An 18,020-nucleotide genomic window follows, 5' to 3' on the forward strand; every position below is an offset into this window, starting at 1 on the left:
GATTTCCTGAAGATTTCGAGAGGAAGGTCAGGCTGCCGGAGCGCCTACCAAGTAGGCCATGCCGAAAGCTGAGTTGTTCAGCCCGCCGCCCGTAGTCTCGCCGGTAATGGCCCCGACCGCCTCGGGTGTAATGCGGCCAAAGACGCTTGGATGGTTAAGGCTGTCGCTTGGAGGCGTCATGTAGTCTTGGGTCAGGCCGGGGCGCGGATAGAAATAGAGGCCGGGAGTGGTGTCATGCGTGAGCACGATCATTCCCACAGCCTTTCCGTCGAAGGGCTCGGGTGGAGCATAGAACGAGAACAGATGACCGTCCTCGGCTGCGCCTCCCCCATTCACGGGAAAAAGGCCGGAGGCGTCCGCGTACTCATAAAGGACAGCGCCTTGGTTGTCGGAGGCCGACATATCGTAGCTTCCGCTGTCGCCAGCCACCGCACGCCGTATCCAGAACATGACGCCGTTATTGTCGTTGCTTTTCCAGGCAGCGGCCCGGATGAAACCTTGGGGCCTGTAGGAGCCAAGGCTGCCGAAAAACCCGCCTGTCACCAGGACCAGGAGGCTACCTGGGGTCGGCGGCGTGGAGAGCGCGATGTTCCCATCGTTTCGGAGGGTCGCGGGCGGCTGCACGAGGACCGGCATTTTCCGAGAGGAGCCGCCGCCGCCCGTACCTGGCTCGCCTTGTGGGCCTTGGGGACCAGCTGGACCCTCGGGGCCCTGGGGGCCTTGCGGCCCTTGAGGCCCTTGCGGCCCCTCGGGTCCGGGGGCGCCTTGAAGACCATTCGGTCCCTGTGGCCCCTGGGGGCCGCGCAGAGAGGCGATCCACTCACCTTCCGTCCCGACGTAGCCGTTGTCCACAGCGACGTCGTAGGCCGACTTTCCGGGGCTTCCTGGGCCTCCTCCAGCCTCAAGGGCCTTCAGGCGGTCGTCAGTGGCGCCAGAGACGGACTGGAGCTTGTCCAGCTCGGCCTCAAGAAAGCGGGGGAAGCTGTTAGGATCGACGGGGCGGATGGCCCGCTGATAGCGAGTTGCGGCTGCTCGGCCCATTAGCGTCTCCCACGGACCAGAAGTTGAATGTCGAAAGAGTGAAGGTCGAAGTCTTGCTGGCCGCGACAATGGAAGCGCCAGGAGACGTATTTGCCCGCCTCGTTGAGGTCGATCCGGGTCTCAGACGTAGGGTCGATCTGGAACTCGGGACCCCATTCGGGCTCGGAGGACACGACATTCGCGGCGCCGAACTGGAATGAGCAGTCCTGCCACCTGTCGAGCCTGAGCTGGGGCCAGATGGCCTGCACGTTGACGTGCTGCGTCAGGCGTTTGCCGTAGGCGTCCAGGTCGATGCCCGTGCGCTCGACCATCGCGGGCCGGATGGTCTCCGGGGCAATGTCGAGCTTCAGGCGCCCGCCGTTAATCAGCTCTTGGCCGTAGATGCGGGCCTGAGAAAGCCCAAGGGTGGGATCGGAGCGGGCCGCGAGCAGCGCGTGCTGATCCTCGTCGCCCTCGGTGGTCATCCAGAGACCGCCAGCGTCAGACCATGAGGTAGCCTGATCGTCCTCCCAGTCGCTGCCGGACAGCAAGGCTGCCCGCGTGCAGGACACGATGTTGGGGACGTCGTAGAAGGTCCAGGTGTCGTTGGAGTAGTTATAGACCGCCTGCCGGTTGCATCCCGTCGTGGCGCCGCGAAAGCCGGAATAGGGATCATCGGCCACGTAGGAGAAGCGGACCTCGGAGAGCTTGGCGTCGTGCTGGACGAAGCAGAGGTTGGCCTTGGCGAAATTGAGGGACCGGAAGATGAAGTCCTTGGTCCTGCCGTCACAGATGGAGCGATCGGAGGCGCCATCGTGGACGTAAATGTCGTTTCGGTCGAAGACGTAATGCATCCCGCCGACCTGGACCGCGCAGTTGGCGTTGATCATGCCACGGTCGTCGAAGAGCTTGCGGAAGACGTATATGTCGTTCCCGCCAACGTAGCTCATCATCCAGGTGGAGGAGGTGCAATAGAGGATGAAGTTGTCGCGCAGCGTCAGGCCGTCGACAAGCGGGTGCATCATCTCGTTCAGCATGTTCTCGCCCGCCGACTTGGTGGTGTCGGTCGGGTCCCAGGATGCCGGAGCCTCGCCGAAGTAGGCGAAGTCAGACCAGCGCACCATCGTGGGGATGTAGGCGCCCGCCTTCGTGACGCCCAAGGCGACCATCTGGTCTCGATAGGGTCGAAGGGCCACGCAGCGGTCGGCCTCAGGCCAGCCGGGGAGCTGAATGAACGTGTTGTCCGAGGACCTCTTGCACATGGGCGCATGGCTCTCGCGATTGACGTAAGCCACGCCGCCCAGGAAGCTGGAGGTCACCGTTTGGGTGCTGTCGCCACCCAAGTGGCCGGGAGGCGTAAGGTCCTCGAAGGCTTGCCCATTGAGGCGCAAGAATTGCCCGTAGTCGTGGGAAACGGAGACAACCTCCTCGTACCCGACAGAGGTCATGGGGATCGCCAGGAGGTGGCCGGGTTCATGGGGAAGATCAGCCACCGATCGGTAGACTGGGCCACGCGAAACGCGGCCATTTGCAAACCGGACGTTTACCCCGCCGCTAAGGGCCGAGACGTTCTCAAGGTCGGGCGGGAAGACGTCCGGGACGAGGCCCGTAGAGCCGAGCCGTCGCACCGGGAATGTGGTCATGTCAGAGCTTCATGATAAAATGCACGCCCAGGACGGGCGGAAGGATGCGGAGCGCCACGGAATGGGTATGCTCGCCTCCCTCGGAGACGGTGTGGCTGTGGCCGCTTTCGCTGATCGAGAGGCTGTGGCTGTGGGCCTGCCCCTTACCTTCAGTCGTCGTGTAGCCCTCGCGAGTACCGCCTGAGGAGTTACCGTCGATGCTGTCGCCCTTCGTAGGGTTTGCAGCCAGGCCACCGTGGTTGAATAGGTTGTCGTTCTTATCGACTACACCGTTGCCATGCTTATGGGCCGGTATCTGGTCGATCGTCAGCGCATGAGAGCCGACTTGACCCTCATGGGTATGTGCGCCCCCGGCTACAGTGTGCGTGTGCTTGCCTGCGGCGCCCGTGGTCACCTGGTAGTCGACAGAGCCCGTCGCCTCTCCAAGGTCCACAAGGGAGCCTGCGCCGATCGGGAGGATGTTGGTCATCTTCGGCGTCTTGATGGTGCCAGTGCCGTCCACGCGGTTATGCTCGGAGCCGTCGCATAGCGCCCATCCAGTAGGGATAGTCGAGGCGGCCCCGAACCACATGCTGATGAGGCCTGTAGGCACCTGATTGGCCGCGCCGTTGATCTGGTCCTGGTTGAGGGTGATCGGGCCTGTAAGGTTCGGGAAGGTGGACTTCAGCGCCTGCTTGATCATGCGGATATGATCGTCGCCTTGATGGAGGCGGTCGGAGCCGGAAGGGTTCGCGGGATTAAGCCCGTTGATGAACGGAGCAGTCTCAAGGGCCATAAGGGGGTCTTTTAGGTCTATAAGGTCCCCATCAGAGGGGGACATCAATTGGTGAGGACACTCACACGTAAGGCAGGCGAAAGGGGCCTTAAGGTAGCCTAAAGGTACCCTTAAGGGGCCTTTTGGGTTTCCTTTTGTGGAGGACCATACTCACTTTCCATTCGGGGGGCCTTCGGGGAGCATAAGCCCCCTATAGTCCCCCGGAAGTTGCCGGCTGTGGAATGTTGTGCATAGATCGGCACTAATGCAAAACCCGCAGAAAACCGTGGCTTTAGTCCCCTCCGAACCTGGCGCTATATATAGGTGCAACCGGGGGCAAACGGGGGCTGGAGGCTGCCGGATGGAGCCAAAAGGCGGCTGGAGGGGCCCAAAAAATAATCGGGTAGTGTGTCCTCCAAAACCCGCAGAAAACCGTGTGTGTGCGTCAGGGTCCGAGTATCGACAGCAAGGGCTGAGCGAAGCGCCGATTTTCGATTTGCATTGGCCAAAATCCCAGCGGTACCGTCCGAGGCGGCCCAGGGGACCCGTGAGCTGCATTCCACATTCCATAGATATTCCAATGGCTTAGGCACCACACCGCAGACCGGCCCGAGCCCTCCCGCTCCCTTCGGCCTGCCCCTCGATCCCTCACGCTGGCTCTCGGCGACATTGGCCTGGGCATTGGACCTCACCCCCGCGTTCCCCCACATTTGCCTCCCCCACATCGTTGAAGGCCGCAGACTTCCGCCATTGGCCGCCAGATGTCCGGTCTCTCGCCCAGCCCTCGACGCCGTTCGGCCTGAGCCTGTGACGCTGCCGGGATTTCTGACTACGCGTGTAGTCGATGAGCGAGGGACTTCAGCCTCGAAAGCTGCCCACAGCCTCCTACAGCCGCCTCACGGCCCTCCCGTCACGCCGACAAGGGCCGAGGCTTTCGACGCGCTCGCAGGTCGCCTCAGGACAGCTCACGGCAGCTCACGGCAGCTCACGTCTCCATGCGCAGCTCACGCCTGCTCTCGGCAGCGATCGGCCACGGCTCACGCCGCGTCTACAGCGGACCATCGACTACACGCGTAGTCGAATGAAAAGCGAAAAAACTTCTCACTTACCGATTGTGGAGGGTTGACGTTCGGCAATCTCGCGTCCAAACATTAGTCCACAGACGGCAACACTCGCCGATCCGCAGGCCAGCACAAGGACTGACGCCATGACCAAGTCGACCATCGCTTCCATCGCCTTCGACCACGCTCTCCCAATACGTCAGCCTGCGGATCGTGCATCTGGTCCGAGCTGGGACAGTGTTCGGGACGCAGGTGTCGTTACGCTGGAAAACGGTAAGTCCTATCGCTTCCTCTGCCAACTCACGCATTACCTGCCGTGGTCCGAAGGTGGCGAGCAGCGCTACGAGGTTGAACTGCGGTCCTCCCGTGGGAAGGTCATCCTCCTTCAGCATTTGGCAGCCCTCCGCAAGGAGCTGCTGGGGCGCTTCAAGGCCCGCATCGAGCAGGCCGATCGGGACTTCGACCAGGAGGAGGCTGCCGCCACCATCTCCCTGGGCGGAAGTGAAGCAGCCGAGAACGAACCAGAGGCCGACCTGAAGATTGCAGGATGCGACCCGGATGGCGCTGATGCGTGCATCTCGACCCTAACGGCTCCTTTCGCCGGTCTTTGGGCAGAACATCTCGGCATCACTCCTGAAGAACTCCTGCGCCGCCTCAAGGCCGACGAAGTGCTCCGCTCGTCCTCACGGCTCATTTGCCAGGCACAAGCCCCCGAACAGGCCACTGACGATAACCCAGAGGCAGCGCTCATTCGCATTCTGGCTCGCGAGGCGCACGAAAGCTTCGAGCGCGAGCGTCTGGTCTCTAACGCCAAGGCCGCCCTGCGCCGCCTCAAGCCTTCCAACTAATCAACCGGACCAGGAGCAAGCCATCATGACCAATCCCTTCATCTCCTCGCTTTCGGTCTTCGGTAAGACGGAAGAGTACCTCGACGCGGCGAAGGTCGCAGATGCCCTGGCGAAGGCCTGGGGCGCCGCAGTCGGCGAATGCGAGCCTGGGCGCTATGGCCTCGGGCGTGTGATCTTCGACAGCGGCCTAACGGTCGTCATCCGGTCGGACCATCGCAAGCTCGGGAAGATCGAAGTCTTCGCCTGCTGCCCTCACCTAGAGCGCCAGCTCGACGTCTACAGCCGCCCCAAGTTCCCCAAGGCCTCGGCAGACACGGCGAAGGGCATCGAGAAGCTCGCGGCAGACCTCAAGCGCCGTGTAGTTGACGAGGCCAACGTGCCACTCGCCCAGCTGCATGGCCGCTTCGAGAGCCAGACCCAGAAGCGCGATCAGCTCCAGGCATTCGCCGATGCACTCGCCTATCAGGTGCCAGGCCTCCGGGTGGAAGTGCCCGAAGACAAGACCAAGCTCGACGCGACCCTCCGGCTCAACGTCAGTGGCCTCTACGTCTCGGGCCGCCTGTCTGCCTCGGGCTCCGTCTCTTTCGATCGGATCGACGGCGTAGGCAACGAGAAGGCCCTGGCGCTCCTCCAGGCACTGACGGGGGCGGGGGCATGACCAAGAGGCAGCGTCTCCTGCACTCGATCCTGTCGGGCATCCTGGTGGGCCTCGTGCTCGCCGTGGGTGCCACCTCGGGCCTCTCCTACGCCATCGACCGGCCCATCACAGGCTGCGCCTTTATCTCCATTGGCCTCTTCGGTGTCCTCCTCGGGGCACTCACGGGCGCCGTCGCTCAGGACCTCTCCAAGTGACCTATCCGACCATCACGCCCGCCCAGGTCCACCAGAGCCATCATGTGCTCGACGAAGGGACGCTCATCACGGACCCGATCTGCCAGCACTGCAGGAGAGATGCGACCTACCACGGGGAAGCCCTGAGGGCGCCCTGCCCTGGTTCTCGCAAGGAGCCGGAAGCTCCCCAGCGCCTCACCGACCAAGAGCTTCGTCAGCTCCTCATGCTCGCCCACGGTCACATCCACCAGTACGTGCCGCTCCGGCACTCCAAGGCCCACGATACCAGGAAGCTCCAGGAGCGCCTGCGGGCCGCTTGGGAAGGCTTGGAGCCCTCCGTCTAACCTCAGGTACCTCTCGGCGCCACGAGTGCGCCTATGATATCCACAATCGGCAATAATCCCATCTGAAAGGAATATCCACCATGGACGCAAAGACCCTCACCTCCGCATGGACCGCTATAAGCCACGCTTCGCCCCTGGTGGCCGATAGCTGGCAACTCGGCGAGTACCTCGTGGTGCGCATGAGCGGCAGCGCATCCTATGACCTCTTCGGCCTCGACAGCTACCGAGCGCTGGCAATGGGGGGCTTGGAGGAGATGAAGGCCGAGGGCGCCCGTCGCTGGGCTGCCGACATCGCAAAGCGCTTCCAGGCGCAGCAAGTACAGGCCCATGAGGAAGCGGAGAAGGACGTCAGTGTTGAGGATCACGGGTCGATCACGCTCTTCCGTCCGCGCTCCGAGGTCGCCAGGGCCTGGATCAACGACAACGTCGAGGCAGGCGCTCGGTGGTTCGGGGACGGCCTCATAGTGGAGCCCCGCTTCGTCCCCTATCTGATCGAGGGCATGGTCGAAGGCGGGCTAACTTTTGGCTAACCAGTAAGTGTCTGCAATCGGCCAATAAACACACTCGACAACATGCCTCGGCTTAACTAAAGGCCGGGGCATATTGCTGCGAAATGATCGGCAGTAATCAGAACACGTCGCAACAACAGGTCGCAGGATGAGGGAAGCTGCCACCGTAGAACGGATAGAGCCGTATGAAAGTCGAAGTAGAACGCCTGTGTGATCGCGTAATTGCAGTCTATCAAAAGCCCGAAGACGAAGAGGCGCAATGCGTCATCCTGGACGAAGAGGCCGTGGCACAGATACTCCACTTGCTCTACCCAGAGCTGGGAGACCTTACCGGCAAATCGCTACGCCTAAGGGCACAGGCCTACGGAAGGCCCCGTCTGGTAGCCTAGCGCTCCACATCCGAGACGAAAAGAAACCCCCCTGGCGCCGATGGGCACCTTGGGGGTTTTTGTTATGCCTGGGGATAGGCCCAGGTCAGCGAACGGGCGAAGTCGTCCACGTTCTTGATCAGGTCCTCCAAGGACCCTCCGTTGTCGATCCGGTTCATCGTCCGGGGATCGTAGGCGATGTCCATGGATTTGATGTCCTCGGGAGGCAGACCTCGGCCAGAGGCATCGACCCAGACAACCAGGTCGAACAGGTCACGCGATGCAAGGTATTCGGCATTCGAGCGCATCCCTACGTAGATGTCGTGGTCGACCAGGATGGCCTCGGCAAGACGGCTCCGGCCCCCTCCGTTGTAGGTCGAGATGGCCTCATACCAGAAGGCGCGGTGGTTCACGCGGTCGGCGTAGCATTCCTCCAGGCTGCCGTAGGTCACCCCACAGGCGGCGAGAGCCGGACGCACGACGCTTTCGGCGGCGAAGTAGCTGGATGACGCGAACGTGAAGCCATGGCGTTCGGCCAGAAGCTCGGCGACCGTGTCCTTTCCGTGTCGACCGTAGCCGATGATTAGGAGCTTGGGCTTGCGGGCCGCTTGGGCCGCGTTGGTGTCAATGGGAGGCACTGCCTCGGGTTCCTTGAAAATATCCCGCTGCGCCGTGTGGTTCAGCCGCGAGGGCCCACAGCCCACACAGGCCAACGGCCAGGGGGCGGCATCGCTCGTCAGGGACCTTGACCATGCGCAGGTCCAACAGGACAGCCCAGGGCCGACAGTGCGGCCCGATGGTACTGCGAAGGCGTTCATCAGTCCCCCTGGCGTTCCAGGAGGAGCTTCAAGAGCGCGGTCTGCTGCTCCGGCCCGATCACGAGAGAGTTGCTCTCGCCGTCTTCGGCCACCTGGAGGAGCGTGAGGTGCTCGTCGATCTCGACGATTTCGAGGGTGTCGAAGTTCGGTTCTTCGATGGTCATGATGTCAGGCTGGGGCATATTTGCATTCCTTCAGGCGTACAGAGCGCGGAGCTTGCGGGCGTCAGCCTCGAAAGCGGTCGCGTCGTCGATGATGTCTAGCGGGGTGAGAACAGAAGTGGAACATAGGATTTTTCCTATGCTCGTTTCGATGTCTGTAGGAAATACCTTTGTGAGAAAAATTGCCTCGGCATGTTCCCTCAGGCGGCGGGCCTGGCTCTCCAGGCGAAGGGCCGTTACTCGGGCGTCCACAGGATCGGCCTCTTAGCCCTCCGGTCCCAGTCGCCGGATCGGAGGATACGCGCCAGGCGGGCGTTCAGGAGCGCCAGCTCTTCGGGGGATCGGTCTAGCCATTTGGCCTTAGTTGGGTCCTTGTCCTTGGCGTAGGCGGCCCGGTAGGCCTCCACGACATTGGTCCAGGGATCGCCAGGCTTCTCCAGGACCTTCTTCGCGGCCACAGGGAAGATCCCAGGGCATACCTTGTAGCCGTCCGTCGTGTCGCCCATCAGGGTCTGGTAGAGCCAGAACTCCTCGGCGCTGGCGTCGTCAGTCTCGATGATCTGCCCCATGCGCCAGAGCTTGACGTTGGGCAGCGTCTGCATGTCCTTGTCGTCGGACACGATGATGCGTTCCACTGAGCTGGGCCGGGTCGCCAGGATGCCGATGTAGTCGTCGCCCTCCAGGCAGTCTTCAGAGACCACGCGGAAGTCGCCAGCCTCGCGGACGTCGGCGATCACATCCCAGTAGCACAGGGGCTTTCGGGTGGCCTTGCGGTTGGCCTTGTAGCCGTCCCAGACCTCCTTGCGGAAGTTGTTCGGGCCAGAGAAGACCAGCACGGCCTCGTCGGCGCGAAGGTCTCGGACGTAGCCCTTGACCATGCGCTCGAAGTTGGCGCGGGCCTCGGCGCGATCGGAGTGGACAACATGGACGATGTCGTCGTTTTCGTTGGGGAACCTGCTCTCCCGCTCGACGGCGGCGCAGGCCATGAAGAGCGTGAAGTCAGCGTCGATTAGGAGCTGTCGGGTCATTCGGTGCTTTCGGGCTTACCAGTGCCGATTATCGAACCAGAGGCGCATGGCCTCGGCGTGGGCCGGGAAGCACAGGTCCTCGGGGGACAAGGCGACCCTAAGCTCCAACGCCTCGGATGTGGGGCGCCATGCGTCGATCATGCGGCGGTTGAGCTGGAAGTTGTTGGTGGAGCGCACAAAGAGGAGGATGTGTCCGCTGGGGATGATCGTGGAATGGAAAAGGGCGCCAGGGGCGAGCCTCCACCCAGTCTCCTCGGCGAACTCTCGGGCTGCGGCGCTTTCGGCGCTGTCATCCAGGTCGGTCTCGACGTAGCCTGCCGGGAAAGCCCATCCTCCGGTATCAGGACGTTTGATCACGATCAGGCCCCGCTCATGGTCAGGGGTCCAGGCGGCTTGCATCTGGACCGCAACGGGCGTGGGGTTCTGATATTTCATGAGACTAGCCTCAGTGGAGGGAGCTGGAGGCGCAGCTTCGTGGCCTCACGCTGGAGCTGTTGGAGCCTGATCGCGTCATTGACCGACTGGAACTTGCCCAGGGCTCGGCGGCGGCGCTCGGCGCGTATAGCGGTATAGAGACGGCCTAAGCCGCTCATGATCTTGTGCGGCTCTACGGCGGCCATCTTTACCTCAAGGACAGGGATCGCTGTTGGCGGCCTGGAGCTTCTCGCGGTCGGCCCTCAGGGTCGCACGGTCTGCCAGGATCGTCTTCACGTCCTCAAATATGTCGCCGGTCGCTGGGCGATGGGCAGACGGGAGGGTCGAATTGTCGACCTGGGCCACCTCGCAAGGCTCGGAGATAGGCGTCAGGACTTCGACCACTGGTGGCGGTGTCGAGAACTTGGGACCGCATCCGGCCAGCGCGGCCACCAAAGCCAGCGCGAGCGCCAGCCAGACGATCAAGGCCGCCTGCTGGAACGAACGCGGCGGGAGGTGCGGGTAGGTCATCGTGGGTCGATCACCTTCTCGATAACCTGCGTGATTTCCGCCCAGCCACCCTCGTTGGAGCGCTCTGCCTTCGCAAAGGCCCGTGCGTCTTCGAGAGCGTCGAACGGCTTCTTGCCGCCACGATAGCGGACGCTGAAGGTCTGCTTCGCTCCGAGCGGCGGGCGAATGGTCGTGAGCTTGCGTTCTGGGAACATGCCCATGGTCAATTCTCCTCGGAAAGGGTGTCGTGGATCAGCTGGACGGCAGCGCGGCAGCGCCCCAGCTCATCGGTGGCCTCGGTAGTGGCCGTGAGGAGGCTCTTGGCCTGCCCCTTGTAGACCTCGGCCCGCTTATCGGCGGCGGCCAGGCGCTCCAGGTACGCGGCGCGGTCCTCTTCGGACTTGGCCTGCAGCTGGCGAACGGCGTCATTCTGCTTCGCTATCAGGACATCGCGATCGACGACGGCTGCCTTGTGTGTGGCGATCGTCGCCTCTCGGGCCTGGATGGTCTCGCGGGCAGCCGACAGGCGCTCGGTCTGGACGTATCCGAAGATGGAAGACCCGATAAGGGCGAGCCCCAGGCCTCCCGAAAGGAAGCCCAGGGCGCGGGTGGTTACCGGCGAGCCCATAGGGTCAGGCTTCGCCAGTTTTCATGACGTCGACGAAGTCCTCCAGGAACCAGCGGACCTCCTTGCCTGCCCGCACGATGGGGTAGAAGGAACGGTCTTCGATTGCCGAGATAACGCTAAGGACGGCCCAAGCCGCCAGGGCGAACGGGAACGCCAGGAAGAGGACCAGAAGCGCGATAAGACGCTGTTCGATTTGGGCCCGATAGACGGCCTTGATGCGGTCCCAGCCGATCATGGCGTAGAGCTTGGAGGTTTCGACCTTGTCGGCCACCCAGGCCTTCAGGCCGCCCCAGGCTTCGGTGACGGGCTCGAACGAATAGGCGAGCGCGTCCTTCAGCTCGCGGGCGATGTAGTGGCGCTCCTTCCAGGCTTCCTTGAGACCGTAGAAGGCAGCTGTTGCTGTCGCCCAGACGGGAAACGTGAGGGCGAGAAACGCGGTGGTGGGGCGATTGTAGCGGTAGGCGGTCATGCGGGGTACTTTCAGCGGTTCCCGACAAGGTCGAGAAATTGGTTGATGCGGATGCGGGCGTGGTCCGGGGTCATCCGGTCGTAGAGCCCGTCGAGGGATGGGGGTGTGCGGTCGCCGACACGGCGGTACGCGTTTGTCGGGATGCCTTCGGGCAACACGTCCGAGAGCTGCTCCAGGAGGATGACCGTCCCCTCGCAACGGATGTCGAGCGTGTGGATGTCGGTCTCGGAGGAGCGCCAGTGCTCGCCTCGGGTGCGGGTCCGTGAGGCCTCAGGGCCCCACAGGCGGCGTTCGCCTGCCCAGGTGAAGCCGTCGCCCCCGTTTAGAGGCGTGCGGTACTCGAAATGATCGAAGACCTCGGTCTGGTCCTCCCACTGGGAACGGACGCTCGGATGCGGACCATTCGGTAGTCCGACGTAGATACGATTAGCGACGGCACCGGACAGAACGGTCGTGACGAAGGGGTAGCGGTGGTCATGGGGGATCACCAGCTCGGGAAGGTCGTGGAGGTCGCCCTCGAAGAAGTAGACCTTCCGGGTTAACTCCGGCGTGCGCGAGAGGCACAGGTAGTCGAAGCCCCGCGTGTGGAAGTTGCGGTAGCTGTTGGCACAGATCGTCTCGATTTCGTCCATGGTTTGCCTCTCATGCGTTGGCACACGAGGCGCAGGCCGACCGCGTCTGGGTGGCGCCGCACCCACATGCCGGTGTCGGGGGAGAACTCGGTCGCGAAGAATGCGTCGAGCTGGGGGTGGCCGGTGGTGGCCGTTGGGTTGATGGTTTTGGCGAGCGCATCGAAAGCCTCGTCTGAGGCGATCGGGTCATCCTCGATCTCGTAGGCGAAGGCCCAAGCGGACAGTCGGATGCGATTGCGGCGCTCGACCTCTTCAGGCGAGCCCCAGGCTGTCATGTTCGACGCTCATTAGGATGTTCCATGATTGTTCTCCTTGCGCTAAGGGGAGCCATGGACCTGGAAAAAGCCCTACGCGTGGTGGAAGAGGCTGCCGATCAGTCGCATGTGCGCCTGGGCGCGGGCGATGACGTGGCCGAAGCCATGCGTTTCCTGCGAGACTACGGGGTCGAGAGGACCACGCTCGTCTGGTTCTGGAAGGCACTTTTCGGCGACAACGAGATTGGCCGGACGCAGAACACGAATGCAGCACGGAACCGGATCAACCTGCTCGTGGGGGAACTCAGAGGACCGAAAAATGGCCCCGAAGTCTTAGGTAACTTCAGGGCCGTTGCCGCCATTCGTTGCGCTCGAAGGGTTCAATCGCGCACTACTGGTCTGCGCTTCACGCATGGGGATAACGCAGCCGGGGATTTGGCTTGAAGTCTTTTCGACCATACTGTGCAGAAAGATTGGAGGCCCGAGTGGAAGCATCTAAACGCGAGCGTTTATTCCTATATGGCGTAGTGCCGTTGGCCAGCGCTATTGCGGGCGCCATCGTAAGTGCGCTTGCGACCAGGTACCTAGCAGCATCACCGGCACAGGACAGCTTGATGGAAATGCTGTCCGATCCTAAGCTCTCGACCTCCGAACGGCTTCAAATTCTGAAAGCGTTGAAAGATTTAGAAGAGCCGTTTTGGGGCGTGGTACGGACGTTAAGCGGCGCTCTCGCATTTGCGATTGTTTGGATAGGCGCAGAAGTGGCGGGTTGGATCAAGCGCCGCTCGTAATCCGGTCAGAACATCATTCGTCGCGTTCGGTCTTGCGTGTGATCCAGACGCCAAGGCCGCCTGCCGTGAGCACGAGGCCCATGCCGGTGCCGAAGTCCGTCGACGAGAACTCCTGCTGATGAGCGATCACTGCCCAAGCCGTCAGGAAGACTTGCGCCAGGGCCGCAAGGCACCAGTAGACGCGGGCGGGGACGTATGTTTCCCCGTCCTTGTGCGTCAGCATGTGCTTGAGCGGCGCCAGCGGCTTTAGGCCACTGAGGGCCTTAAAGATCGAGCGGAGCGGCGCCATTGGCGATGCCCTGGATGCCCGCTGCCAGCCGCACGGTGTCGATGCGGATCAACGGCAATCCGGTGGCCTCATCGGCCACGTAAGAGATGCCGACCTGGTTGAGGCTGTGCTGCAGCTCGCTTGCGAAGGAGGTGATGTTCTTGAACACCTCGTTGGCCGTGCTGATCTCGCCATGCAGGCGCTCGATTTCGCTGCGAAGGCCTTCACGGTAGACGCTCTCGCCCTTCAGCTCTTGCGACAGCTGAGTGCGGAGGCCTCCGACCTCGGCCTGGAGCCGTGCGATTTCGTCCTGCAGCTCGTCGCGCTCAATCATGAATGCTTCGCAGGCCATATCCTCGCCGTTCAGCGGGAGATTGAACTGGTCGACGGACTGGGCATTTGCGCCCAGAGCTTCCAGAGCGACGGCAAGTGCCTCGCCAGCGGTGGCAACACTAGCGAGGGTATTCAGGGAAACGGAGACAGCATTCATGGGGTTTTCTCCAATAGAGACAGCCCGGCTGCAGTAATGCGCCAGGTCCTGCCCCATTCGTTGAGGGTGTTGTTGTGTTTGACAGTGAGAAGCCCGAGGCACGCCGCGACAGCGACGTCTTCGATAAACCTTCGGGCAAAGTCGGATCGGGTAGTAAAAGGGCTCTCCCACGCCCGTCTCAGGACGGGGAGAAGCCGCTCGTATTCTTCAGTGGCAATCGGCCCAGCTGTGGCCGTGTTTGGCTTCGCCATCGAGCTGGCACCTCCATTGTGGGAAAGGGTCGCCTGCCTTCTGGGCACATCGGACAACGATCTCGGCGATCTGCTCCTTGATGCCCCCTCGGGAGGCGATCTGGATTTCGTCGTGTATCCATCCGAGGAACACGTAGTCGCCGTCCCAGCCATGCTTGAAGCCAGCCGCCTGGAGGGCGTCGTCGGCGTCAGCGATCCATTGCTTGCAGATGACCGCACCAGCGGACTGGAGCAGGACGTTGAGGGCCGCATGGGACGAACGCACCGGAAGGACGCGTCCGTCGAGGCCCTTGAGCCATCCCTTCTTGCTCGCGTCTTTGACGTACTTGATGAGCTTCGAGAGAGCCGGGAACTGCTTCAGGAAGCGATCGCGCAGCAACTGGCCCTTGTAGGCCCAACGCAGCTGTTGCTTCGTGGGACGTGCCTCGAAGTTGCGATCGGCGCGGCGGAACAACTCCTTACGCATCGCTAGGTAGGCCGCGAGGTGCGCGGGGTCAGCCTGCCAGGCCTTAGCCTCCTCCTCGGAGACGCCTGCCAGATAGCCGAGGTTCATATCGCCGGAGCCGTAGAGGAAGGCGTAAATGAAGGTCTTGGCGACCTTGCGGAACGCCTCGTGCTCGGGGATTTCGATGTCGTGGCCGTTCTCGTCCTTGCCCGCGTACCTTTCGGTATCCATGGGTAGGCCGAAGAGAGCCTTGGCGTTCTCCCAGTGTACGTCCCCAAAGAGGACCGTCTGGATGTACGCCCCGCCGTCGAAAGCCGCCATGAAGGAGCCCAGGCAGCGAAGCTCAAGGCCCGATTGGTCGGCGCCGGTCTGATCCCAGCCCTTGGGCACGGTGAACAGGGAGCGGCATTCTCGGCCAAACTCGACGCCTGTGGCAGGCACCTGACCGACATTAGGGTCCAGGTGGGACGCTCGGCCCGATACGGTGCCGTTGGTGTTGTAGCGCCCGTGGATTTTGCCGTTGCGGACCAGCTTGAGCCAGGCCTTCTTGCCCTCGCCCAGCTGCCCTATCCGCTTCTGGATCATGAAGTAGCGGGCGAGCGCCTTGGCCTCCGGGTACGGGAGGGCCGTGAGGACGTCGTCGTCGATCTTCGGCTTTCCGCTCTCGGTGTAGTCCTCAGGCTCCCAGCCGTACTTGGCCTTGAGCCTATCGGCGATGTGATCACGCGAAGCCGGGTTGAACTCGATCGTCTCGAAGCGCTCCACAGGGACGCCAGCGACGTACCCCTTGGTCTTGTTGTTGCGCTTAGGGATGAAGTCGGGGAGCTGGATCGTCCACGGCGGGAACAGGCCACGCAGGGATGTTGAGAGAGCGTCCCTCTCGGCGCAGAGGTCCAGGTAAAGCTCCTGGGCCGCCGCTTCGTTGAACGGCCATCCGTTGCGCTCCATTCGGGCGCACAGCGTCTGCACGCGCATTTCCAAGAGGACCGATTGCGGGGTGGGCCTCTCGGCCATCAGGTGCTTGTAGAGGAGCAGATTGAGCCTGCCGTCCTGGATCATGTACGCGTGCATGTCCGGGTTCCATTCGGCCCACGGATCGAGGCCCTTGGCCTTCATCTCCTTGGCGTAGTCGCCTTTCCGCTCAGTCCCGAGGCGATAGCCCCAGCTCTCAAGGGTGTGCAGGCCGCACATCCAGCCGGGGAACTCCTTTGGGACCTTTCCGGGGTATGGGGCGGCTACAGGGGTAGGGATGCCGTCTGCCTCGGCCCGCTCGATGCGGTACTTCTCCTGGGTGTCCCACTTGGCCTTGGCTGCCAGGTGTTTCTTCCACTTCGACGCGACTTTGACGTCGGTGTTCTTCTGGTCACTGAAGACCAGGCGAGCGAGGTTGACGGTGTCGATCGTGAGGTGGACTGGAGGCGGCTTGATGCCGTAGATTTTCTCGATGACCTGGAAGTCGTAGCCGATGATGTTGTGGCCGATCCAGACGATGCCTGGGGTCGTGTACAGCTCCAGGAACTTGCCGATTTCATGCGGCTTGAAGTCGAAGACCTCTTCCGTATCGACGTCGATTGCCACCGCGCAGTGAACGCGTGTGACGGTGTCGAGAAGGCCGTTAGTCTCCAAGTCGAAGACCAACTGCCTCCCCGCGTATGGGGAACTCATTTTAAGGGTACTCAAGTATTCGGGCAGGCCCAGCGGCGCTTCAGTCGGCGATACGCGCGGGTTCTAGGTGAATGATGCTTTTACTATTTTTTAAGCCGAATCAGTCAGAAAGACAGTGACCGAGGCGCTGGGGTACAACACAGGCTCGGCATCAAGATCGAGACTGGAGCATACAATGAGGTTCATCAAAAAGCTGCGCCGTGACGAAAAGGGCGCCACCGCCATTGAGTACGGCCTGATCGCTGCTCTTATCGCTGTTGCTGCCATTGCAGCCATGCAGGGTCTCGGCGGCGAGCTGCGCTCGACCTTTGACAAGACCACTACCGCGATGAAGACGCCCGCCGCGTCGTAAATCCGGCCTGGGTTGTTGGGGAGGTTTGCTCCCGTACAACCGCACTTATGGCGGCTGGCAGGATTGCAGTCCCGGCCAGTCGTCTAAACGCGACGGGGGCAGGTCTCATATCCCCCGTGGTGTACCCGAAGCGGCGAGAAGGTCTCTCTTCTCGCCGCTTTTCGTTCGCCTAAAGCTCCAGAGGGCCGCCTACGTCGGGCTCCCATGGGGGGATGTCGCCTCGACGGTGTCCTCCACTGCCCTCTTCCCGGTCGCCATAGTAGTCATCGGGAAGGTCTCGCTCGACCAGCTGTCCGCTGGCGACGTCGTAGTGGAGAGAGATGGTCGCGCCGTTATATCGGCCCGTGTAACGGTCCTTGACGCAGCGCAGGATCGAGTAATTGCGGTACTCGGGCACCTCATGCTGTGTGTTTCGCTCCAGGCCGAACGCGTAGTGCGGAAAGGCGCCCATTGCTCGGGAGCCCTTGAAATGCCGGAGGCTCACCTGCCCGCCCTCCTCGTGCGGCTTCCCGTCCGGGGTGGCGAGGTGGCAGAGCAGCATGATGATGATGTTCAGCTCTTGGCAGAGAAGCGCCATCTTCTTGATGATGCCCTCGACAGACGCACGTTCGTTGGTCTCGTCGACCAGGGCCGTCATGTTGTCGAGGTAGACGATCTTCACGCCCTCGGAGATGACCAGGTATCTGATCTTCTTCTCGACGTCGTCCCAGGCCGTGCTCTCGAAGTTGCCTGCGAAGATGAGGTTCGGCGATGCCTCCAGCCGGTCTAACGCCTCGTCCAGCTCCTGCTGGCTGTAGCGCTCGTCCTCCGGGAGGTCCTCCACGGGGATGTGGAAGGGGCGGCCTGCGATCTTACCCGCAAGGCGCTTCAGGGTCTCGACTGGGGGCTGCTCCAGGTAAATGACAGCCGTCATGATGCCGAGCGACAGGGCATCATATGAGATGCACTGCGTCGTCAGGTCAGTCTTACCGATCGAGTTGCCTGCGCCGAGAGTGTACAGCTCGCCATAGCGGCGCCCGAAGGTGATCTTCGTTAGACCGGGGAGGCACCAGGGGATGCCACGCTCCACAGGCCTGCGGGCCTCGGCGATCAGGTCCTTAACCCGGAAGATGCCCTGAGGGACGAACTTCTCGGCGTTGAAGAAGGCCGACTGGATCGCACGGCCATCGCCAGCCATCAGGGCGCTGCGGGCGTCCTTGTGGCCGATGATCTCGCCGATGTAACCCTTACCAGGCGGAAGGAGAGCGGCAGCGCGTTGCGCCCACTCTCGGCCCGTCTCGTCACCGTCGAAGATGAGGGTGACCTTATCGAAGCGGTCGATCCACTGGTAGTGATGCCGCAAGACATCCTCGACGCCTTTCGCCCCTGTGGTGCCGCGCGACAAACAGGATGAGAGCGCAGCGTCAATCAGGATGAGAATCGGGTGTTGGGGTGTCGGCGGAGGGCGGAGGGCGTAGCCCGAGGCC

Annotated in this window: 25 protein-coding genes; 9 read left to right on the forward strand and 16 right to left on the reverse strand. The window is 62.3% G+C overall.

Annotation, left to right across the window (positions count from 1 at the left end; translation table 11 throughout):
- Positions 1-27: 27 nt before the first annotated feature.
- From QOL62_RS05200 to QOL62_RS05210, 3 genes are read right to left on the reverse strand one after another with little or no spacing between them, the layout of a single operon-like run.
- Positions 28-1,041 (reverse strand): hypothetical protein, encoded by a 1,014-nt coding sequence (locus tag QOL62_RS05200; protein WP_283405442.1) that lies wholly within the window; start codon positions 1,039-1,041, stop codon positions 28-30.
- A complete protein-coding gene (locus QOL62_RS05205; RefSeq protein WP_283405443.1) occupies positions 1,041-2,663 on the reverse strand; it encodes a hypothetical protein in 1,623 nt (540 codons plus the stop codon). The genes QOL62_RS05200 and QOL62_RS05205 overlap by 1 nt, the downstream gene beginning before the upstream one ends.
- Position 2,664: 1 nt before the next feature.
- A complete protein-coding gene (locus tag QOL62_RS05210; RefSeq protein WP_283405444.1) occupies positions 2,665-3,438 on the reverse strand; it encodes a hypothetical protein in 774 nt (257 codons plus the stop codon).
- Positions 3,439-4,624: 1,186 nt separating this feature from the next.
- On the opposite strand from QOL62_RS05210, the gene QOL62_RS05215 reads away from it, so the two are divergent.
- The 6 genes from QOL62_RS05215 (at position 4,625) to QOL62_RS05240 (ending at position 7,399) form a co-directional block, all read left to right on the forward strand.
- Complete coding sequence (locus tag QOL62_RS05215) at positions 4,625-5,326, forward strand: hypothetical protein (protein WP_283405445.1); 702 nt, start codon at positions 4,625-4,627, stop codon at positions 5,324-5,326.
- A gap of 25 nt (positions 5,327-5,351) precedes the next feature.
- Positions 5,352-5,984: a hypothetical protein gene (locus QOL62_RS05220; protein ID WP_283405446.1), complete on the forward strand. Its 633-nt coding sequence runs from the start codon at positions 5,352-5,354 to the stop codon at positions 5,982-5,984.
- A complete protein-coding gene (locus QOL62_RS05225; protein WP_283405447.1) occupies positions 5,981-6,178 on the forward strand; it encodes a hypothetical protein in 198 nt (65 codons plus the stop codon). Before QOL62_RS05220 ends, QOL62_RS05225 begins: the two co-directional genes overlap by 4 nt.
- A complete protein-coding gene (locus QOL62_RS05230) occupies positions 6,175-6,501 on the forward strand; it encodes a hypothetical protein (RefSeq protein ID WP_283405448.1) in 327 nt (108 codons plus the stop codon). Before QOL62_RS05225 ends, QOL62_RS05230 begins: the two co-directional genes overlap by 4 nt.
- An 80-nt stretch (positions 6,502-6,581) precedes the next feature.
- Positions 6,582-7,031 carry a hypothetical protein gene (locus tag QOL62_RS05235; RefSeq protein ID WP_283405449.1) on the forward strand — a complete coding sequence of 150 codons (450 nt, stop codon included), beginning with the start codon at positions 6,582-6,584 and terminating at the stop codon, positions 7,029-7,031.
- A gap of 164 nt (positions 7,032-7,195) precedes the next feature.
- Positions 7,196-7,399, forward strand: coding sequence for a hypothetical protein (locus QOL62_RS05240; protein ID WP_283405450.1), 204 nt, complete (start codon positions 7,196-7,198; stop codon positions 7,397-7,399).
- Between the two features lie 62 nt (positions 7,400-7,461).
- Here the strand turns inward: QOL62_RS05240 and QOL62_RS05245 are convergent, their stop codons facing one another.
- The 9 genes from QOL62_RS05245 to QOL62_RS05285 all read right to left on the reverse strand — a co-directional run bounded on the left by QOL62_RS05245 (position 7,462) and on the right by QOL62_RS05285 (position 12,038).
- The gene (locus QOL62_RS05245; protein ID WP_283405451.1) at positions 7,462-8,016 is read right to left on the reverse strand and encodes a hypothetical protein; all 555 of its coding nucleotides are present in this window, start codon (positions 8,014-8,016) and stop codon (positions 7,462-7,464) included.
- Positions 8,017-8,195: 179 nt separating this feature from the next.
- Positions 8,196-8,378 carry a hypothetical protein gene (locus QOL62_RS05250; RefSeq protein ID WP_283405452.1) on the reverse strand — a complete coding sequence of 61 codons (183 nt, stop codon included), beginning with the start codon at positions 8,376-8,378 and terminating at the stop codon, positions 8,196-8,198.
- Between the two features lie 215 nt (positions 8,379-8,593).
- Positions 8,594-9,385, reverse strand: coding sequence for a hypothetical protein (locus tag QOL62_RS05255; RefSeq protein WP_283405453.1), 792 nt, complete (start codon positions 9,383-9,385; stop codon positions 8,594-8,596).
- A 15-nt stretch (positions 9,386-9,400) separates the two neighbouring features.
- On the reverse strand, positions 9,401-9,820 hold the full coding sequence (locus tag QOL62_RS05260; protein WP_283405454.1) for an NUDIX domain-containing protein: 420 nt from the start codon (positions 9,818-9,820) through the stop codon (positions 9,401-9,403).
- 192 nt (positions 9,821-10,012) lie between these two features.
- Positions 10,013-10,330: a hypothetical protein gene (locus tag QOL62_RS05265; RefSeq protein ID WP_283405455.1), complete on the reverse strand. Its 318-nt coding sequence runs from the start codon at positions 10,328-10,330 to the stop codon at positions 10,013-10,015.
- Positions 10,327-10,530, reverse strand: a complete 204-nt coding sequence (locus tag QOL62_RS05270) for a hypothetical protein (protein WP_283405456.1) — start codon at positions 10,528-10,530, stop codon at positions 10,327-10,329. Before QOL62_RS05270 ends, QOL62_RS05265 begins: the two co-directional genes overlap by 4 nt.
- A 2-nt stretch (positions 10,531-10,532) precedes the next feature.
- Positions 10,533-10,937 carry a hypothetical protein gene (locus QOL62_RS05275; RefSeq protein WP_283405457.1) on the reverse strand — a complete coding sequence of 135 codons (405 nt, stop codon included), beginning with the start codon at positions 10,935-10,937 and terminating at the stop codon, positions 10,533-10,535.
- A gap of 4 nt (positions 10,938-10,941) precedes the next feature.
- Positions 10,942-11,406 carry a hypothetical protein gene (locus tag QOL62_RS05280; RefSeq protein WP_283405458.1) on the reverse strand — a complete coding sequence of 155 codons (465 nt, stop codon included), beginning with the start codon at positions 11,404-11,406 and terminating at the stop codon, positions 10,942-10,944.
- An 11-nt stretch (positions 11,407-11,417) separates the two neighbouring features.
- Complete coding sequence (locus QOL62_RS05285; RefSeq protein WP_283405459.1) at positions 11,418-12,038, reverse strand: hypothetical protein; 621 nt, start codon at positions 12,036-12,038, stop codon at positions 11,418-11,420.
- 329 nt (positions 12,039-12,367) lie between these two features.
- Between QOL62_RS05285 and QOL62_RS05290 the strand changes: the two genes are divergently transcribed.
- Together QOL62_RS05290 and QOL62_RS05295 are read left to right on the forward strand one after the other, a co-directional pair.
- Positions 12,368-12,736, forward strand: coding sequence for a hypothetical protein (locus QOL62_RS05290; RefSeq protein WP_283405460.1), 369 nt, complete (start codon positions 12,368-12,370; stop codon positions 12,734-12,736).
- 170 nt (positions 12,737-12,906) lie between these two features.
- Positions 12,907-13,083 (forward strand): hypothetical protein, encoded by a 177-nt coding sequence (locus QOL62_RS05295; RefSeq protein ID WP_283405461.1) that lies wholly within the window; start codon positions 12,907-12,909, stop codon positions 13,081-13,083.
- 13 nt (positions 13,084-13,096) lie between these two features.
- On the opposite strand, the gene QOL62_RS05300 is transcribed toward QOL62_RS05295, so the two are convergent.
- The 3 genes from QOL62_RS05300 to QOL62_RS05310 all read right to left on the reverse strand — a co-directional run bounded on the left by QOL62_RS05300 (position 13,097) and on the right by QOL62_RS05310 (position 16,202).
- Positions 13,097-13,372 carry a hypothetical protein gene (locus QOL62_RS05300; protein ID WP_283405462.1) on the reverse strand — a complete coding sequence of 92 codons (276 nt, stop codon included), beginning with the start codon at positions 13,370-13,372 and terminating at the stop codon, positions 13,097-13,099.
- On the reverse strand, positions 13,347-13,841 hold the full coding sequence (locus QOL62_RS05305; RefSeq protein WP_283405463.1) for a hypothetical protein: 495 nt from the start codon (positions 13,839-13,841) through the stop codon (positions 13,347-13,349). Before QOL62_RS05305 ends, QOL62_RS05300 begins: the two co-directional genes overlap by 26 nt.
- A 207-nt stretch (positions 13,842-14,048) precedes the next feature.
- Positions 14,049-16,202 (reverse strand): DNA polymerase, encoded by a 2,154-nt coding sequence (locus QOL62_RS05310; RefSeq protein WP_283405464.1) that lies wholly within the window; start codon positions 16,200-16,202, stop codon positions 14,049-14,051.
- A 175-nt stretch (positions 16,203-16,377) separates the two neighbouring features.
- Between QOL62_RS05310 and QOL62_RS05315 the strand changes: the two genes are divergently transcribed.
- A complete protein-coding gene (locus QOL62_RS05315; RefSeq protein WP_283405465.1) occupies positions 16,378-16,554 on the forward strand; it encodes a Flp family type IVb pilin in 177 nt (58 codons plus the stop codon).
- A 169-nt stretch (positions 16,555-16,723) separates the two neighbouring features.
- Here QOL62_RS05315 and QOL62_RS05320 read toward each other — a convergent pair.
- Positions 16,724-18,020, reverse strand: a 1,297-nt coding sequence (locus tag QOL62_RS05320; RefSeq protein WP_283405466.1) for a DnaB-like helicase C-terminal domain-containing protein, incomplete at its 5' end; no start/stop codon positions are given.

The organism is Novosphingobium panipatense, from assembly GCF_900182875.1.
Lineage (GTDB): Bacteria > Pseudomonadota > Alphaproteobacteria > Sphingomonadales > Sphingomonadaceae > Novosphingobium > Novosphingobium panipatense.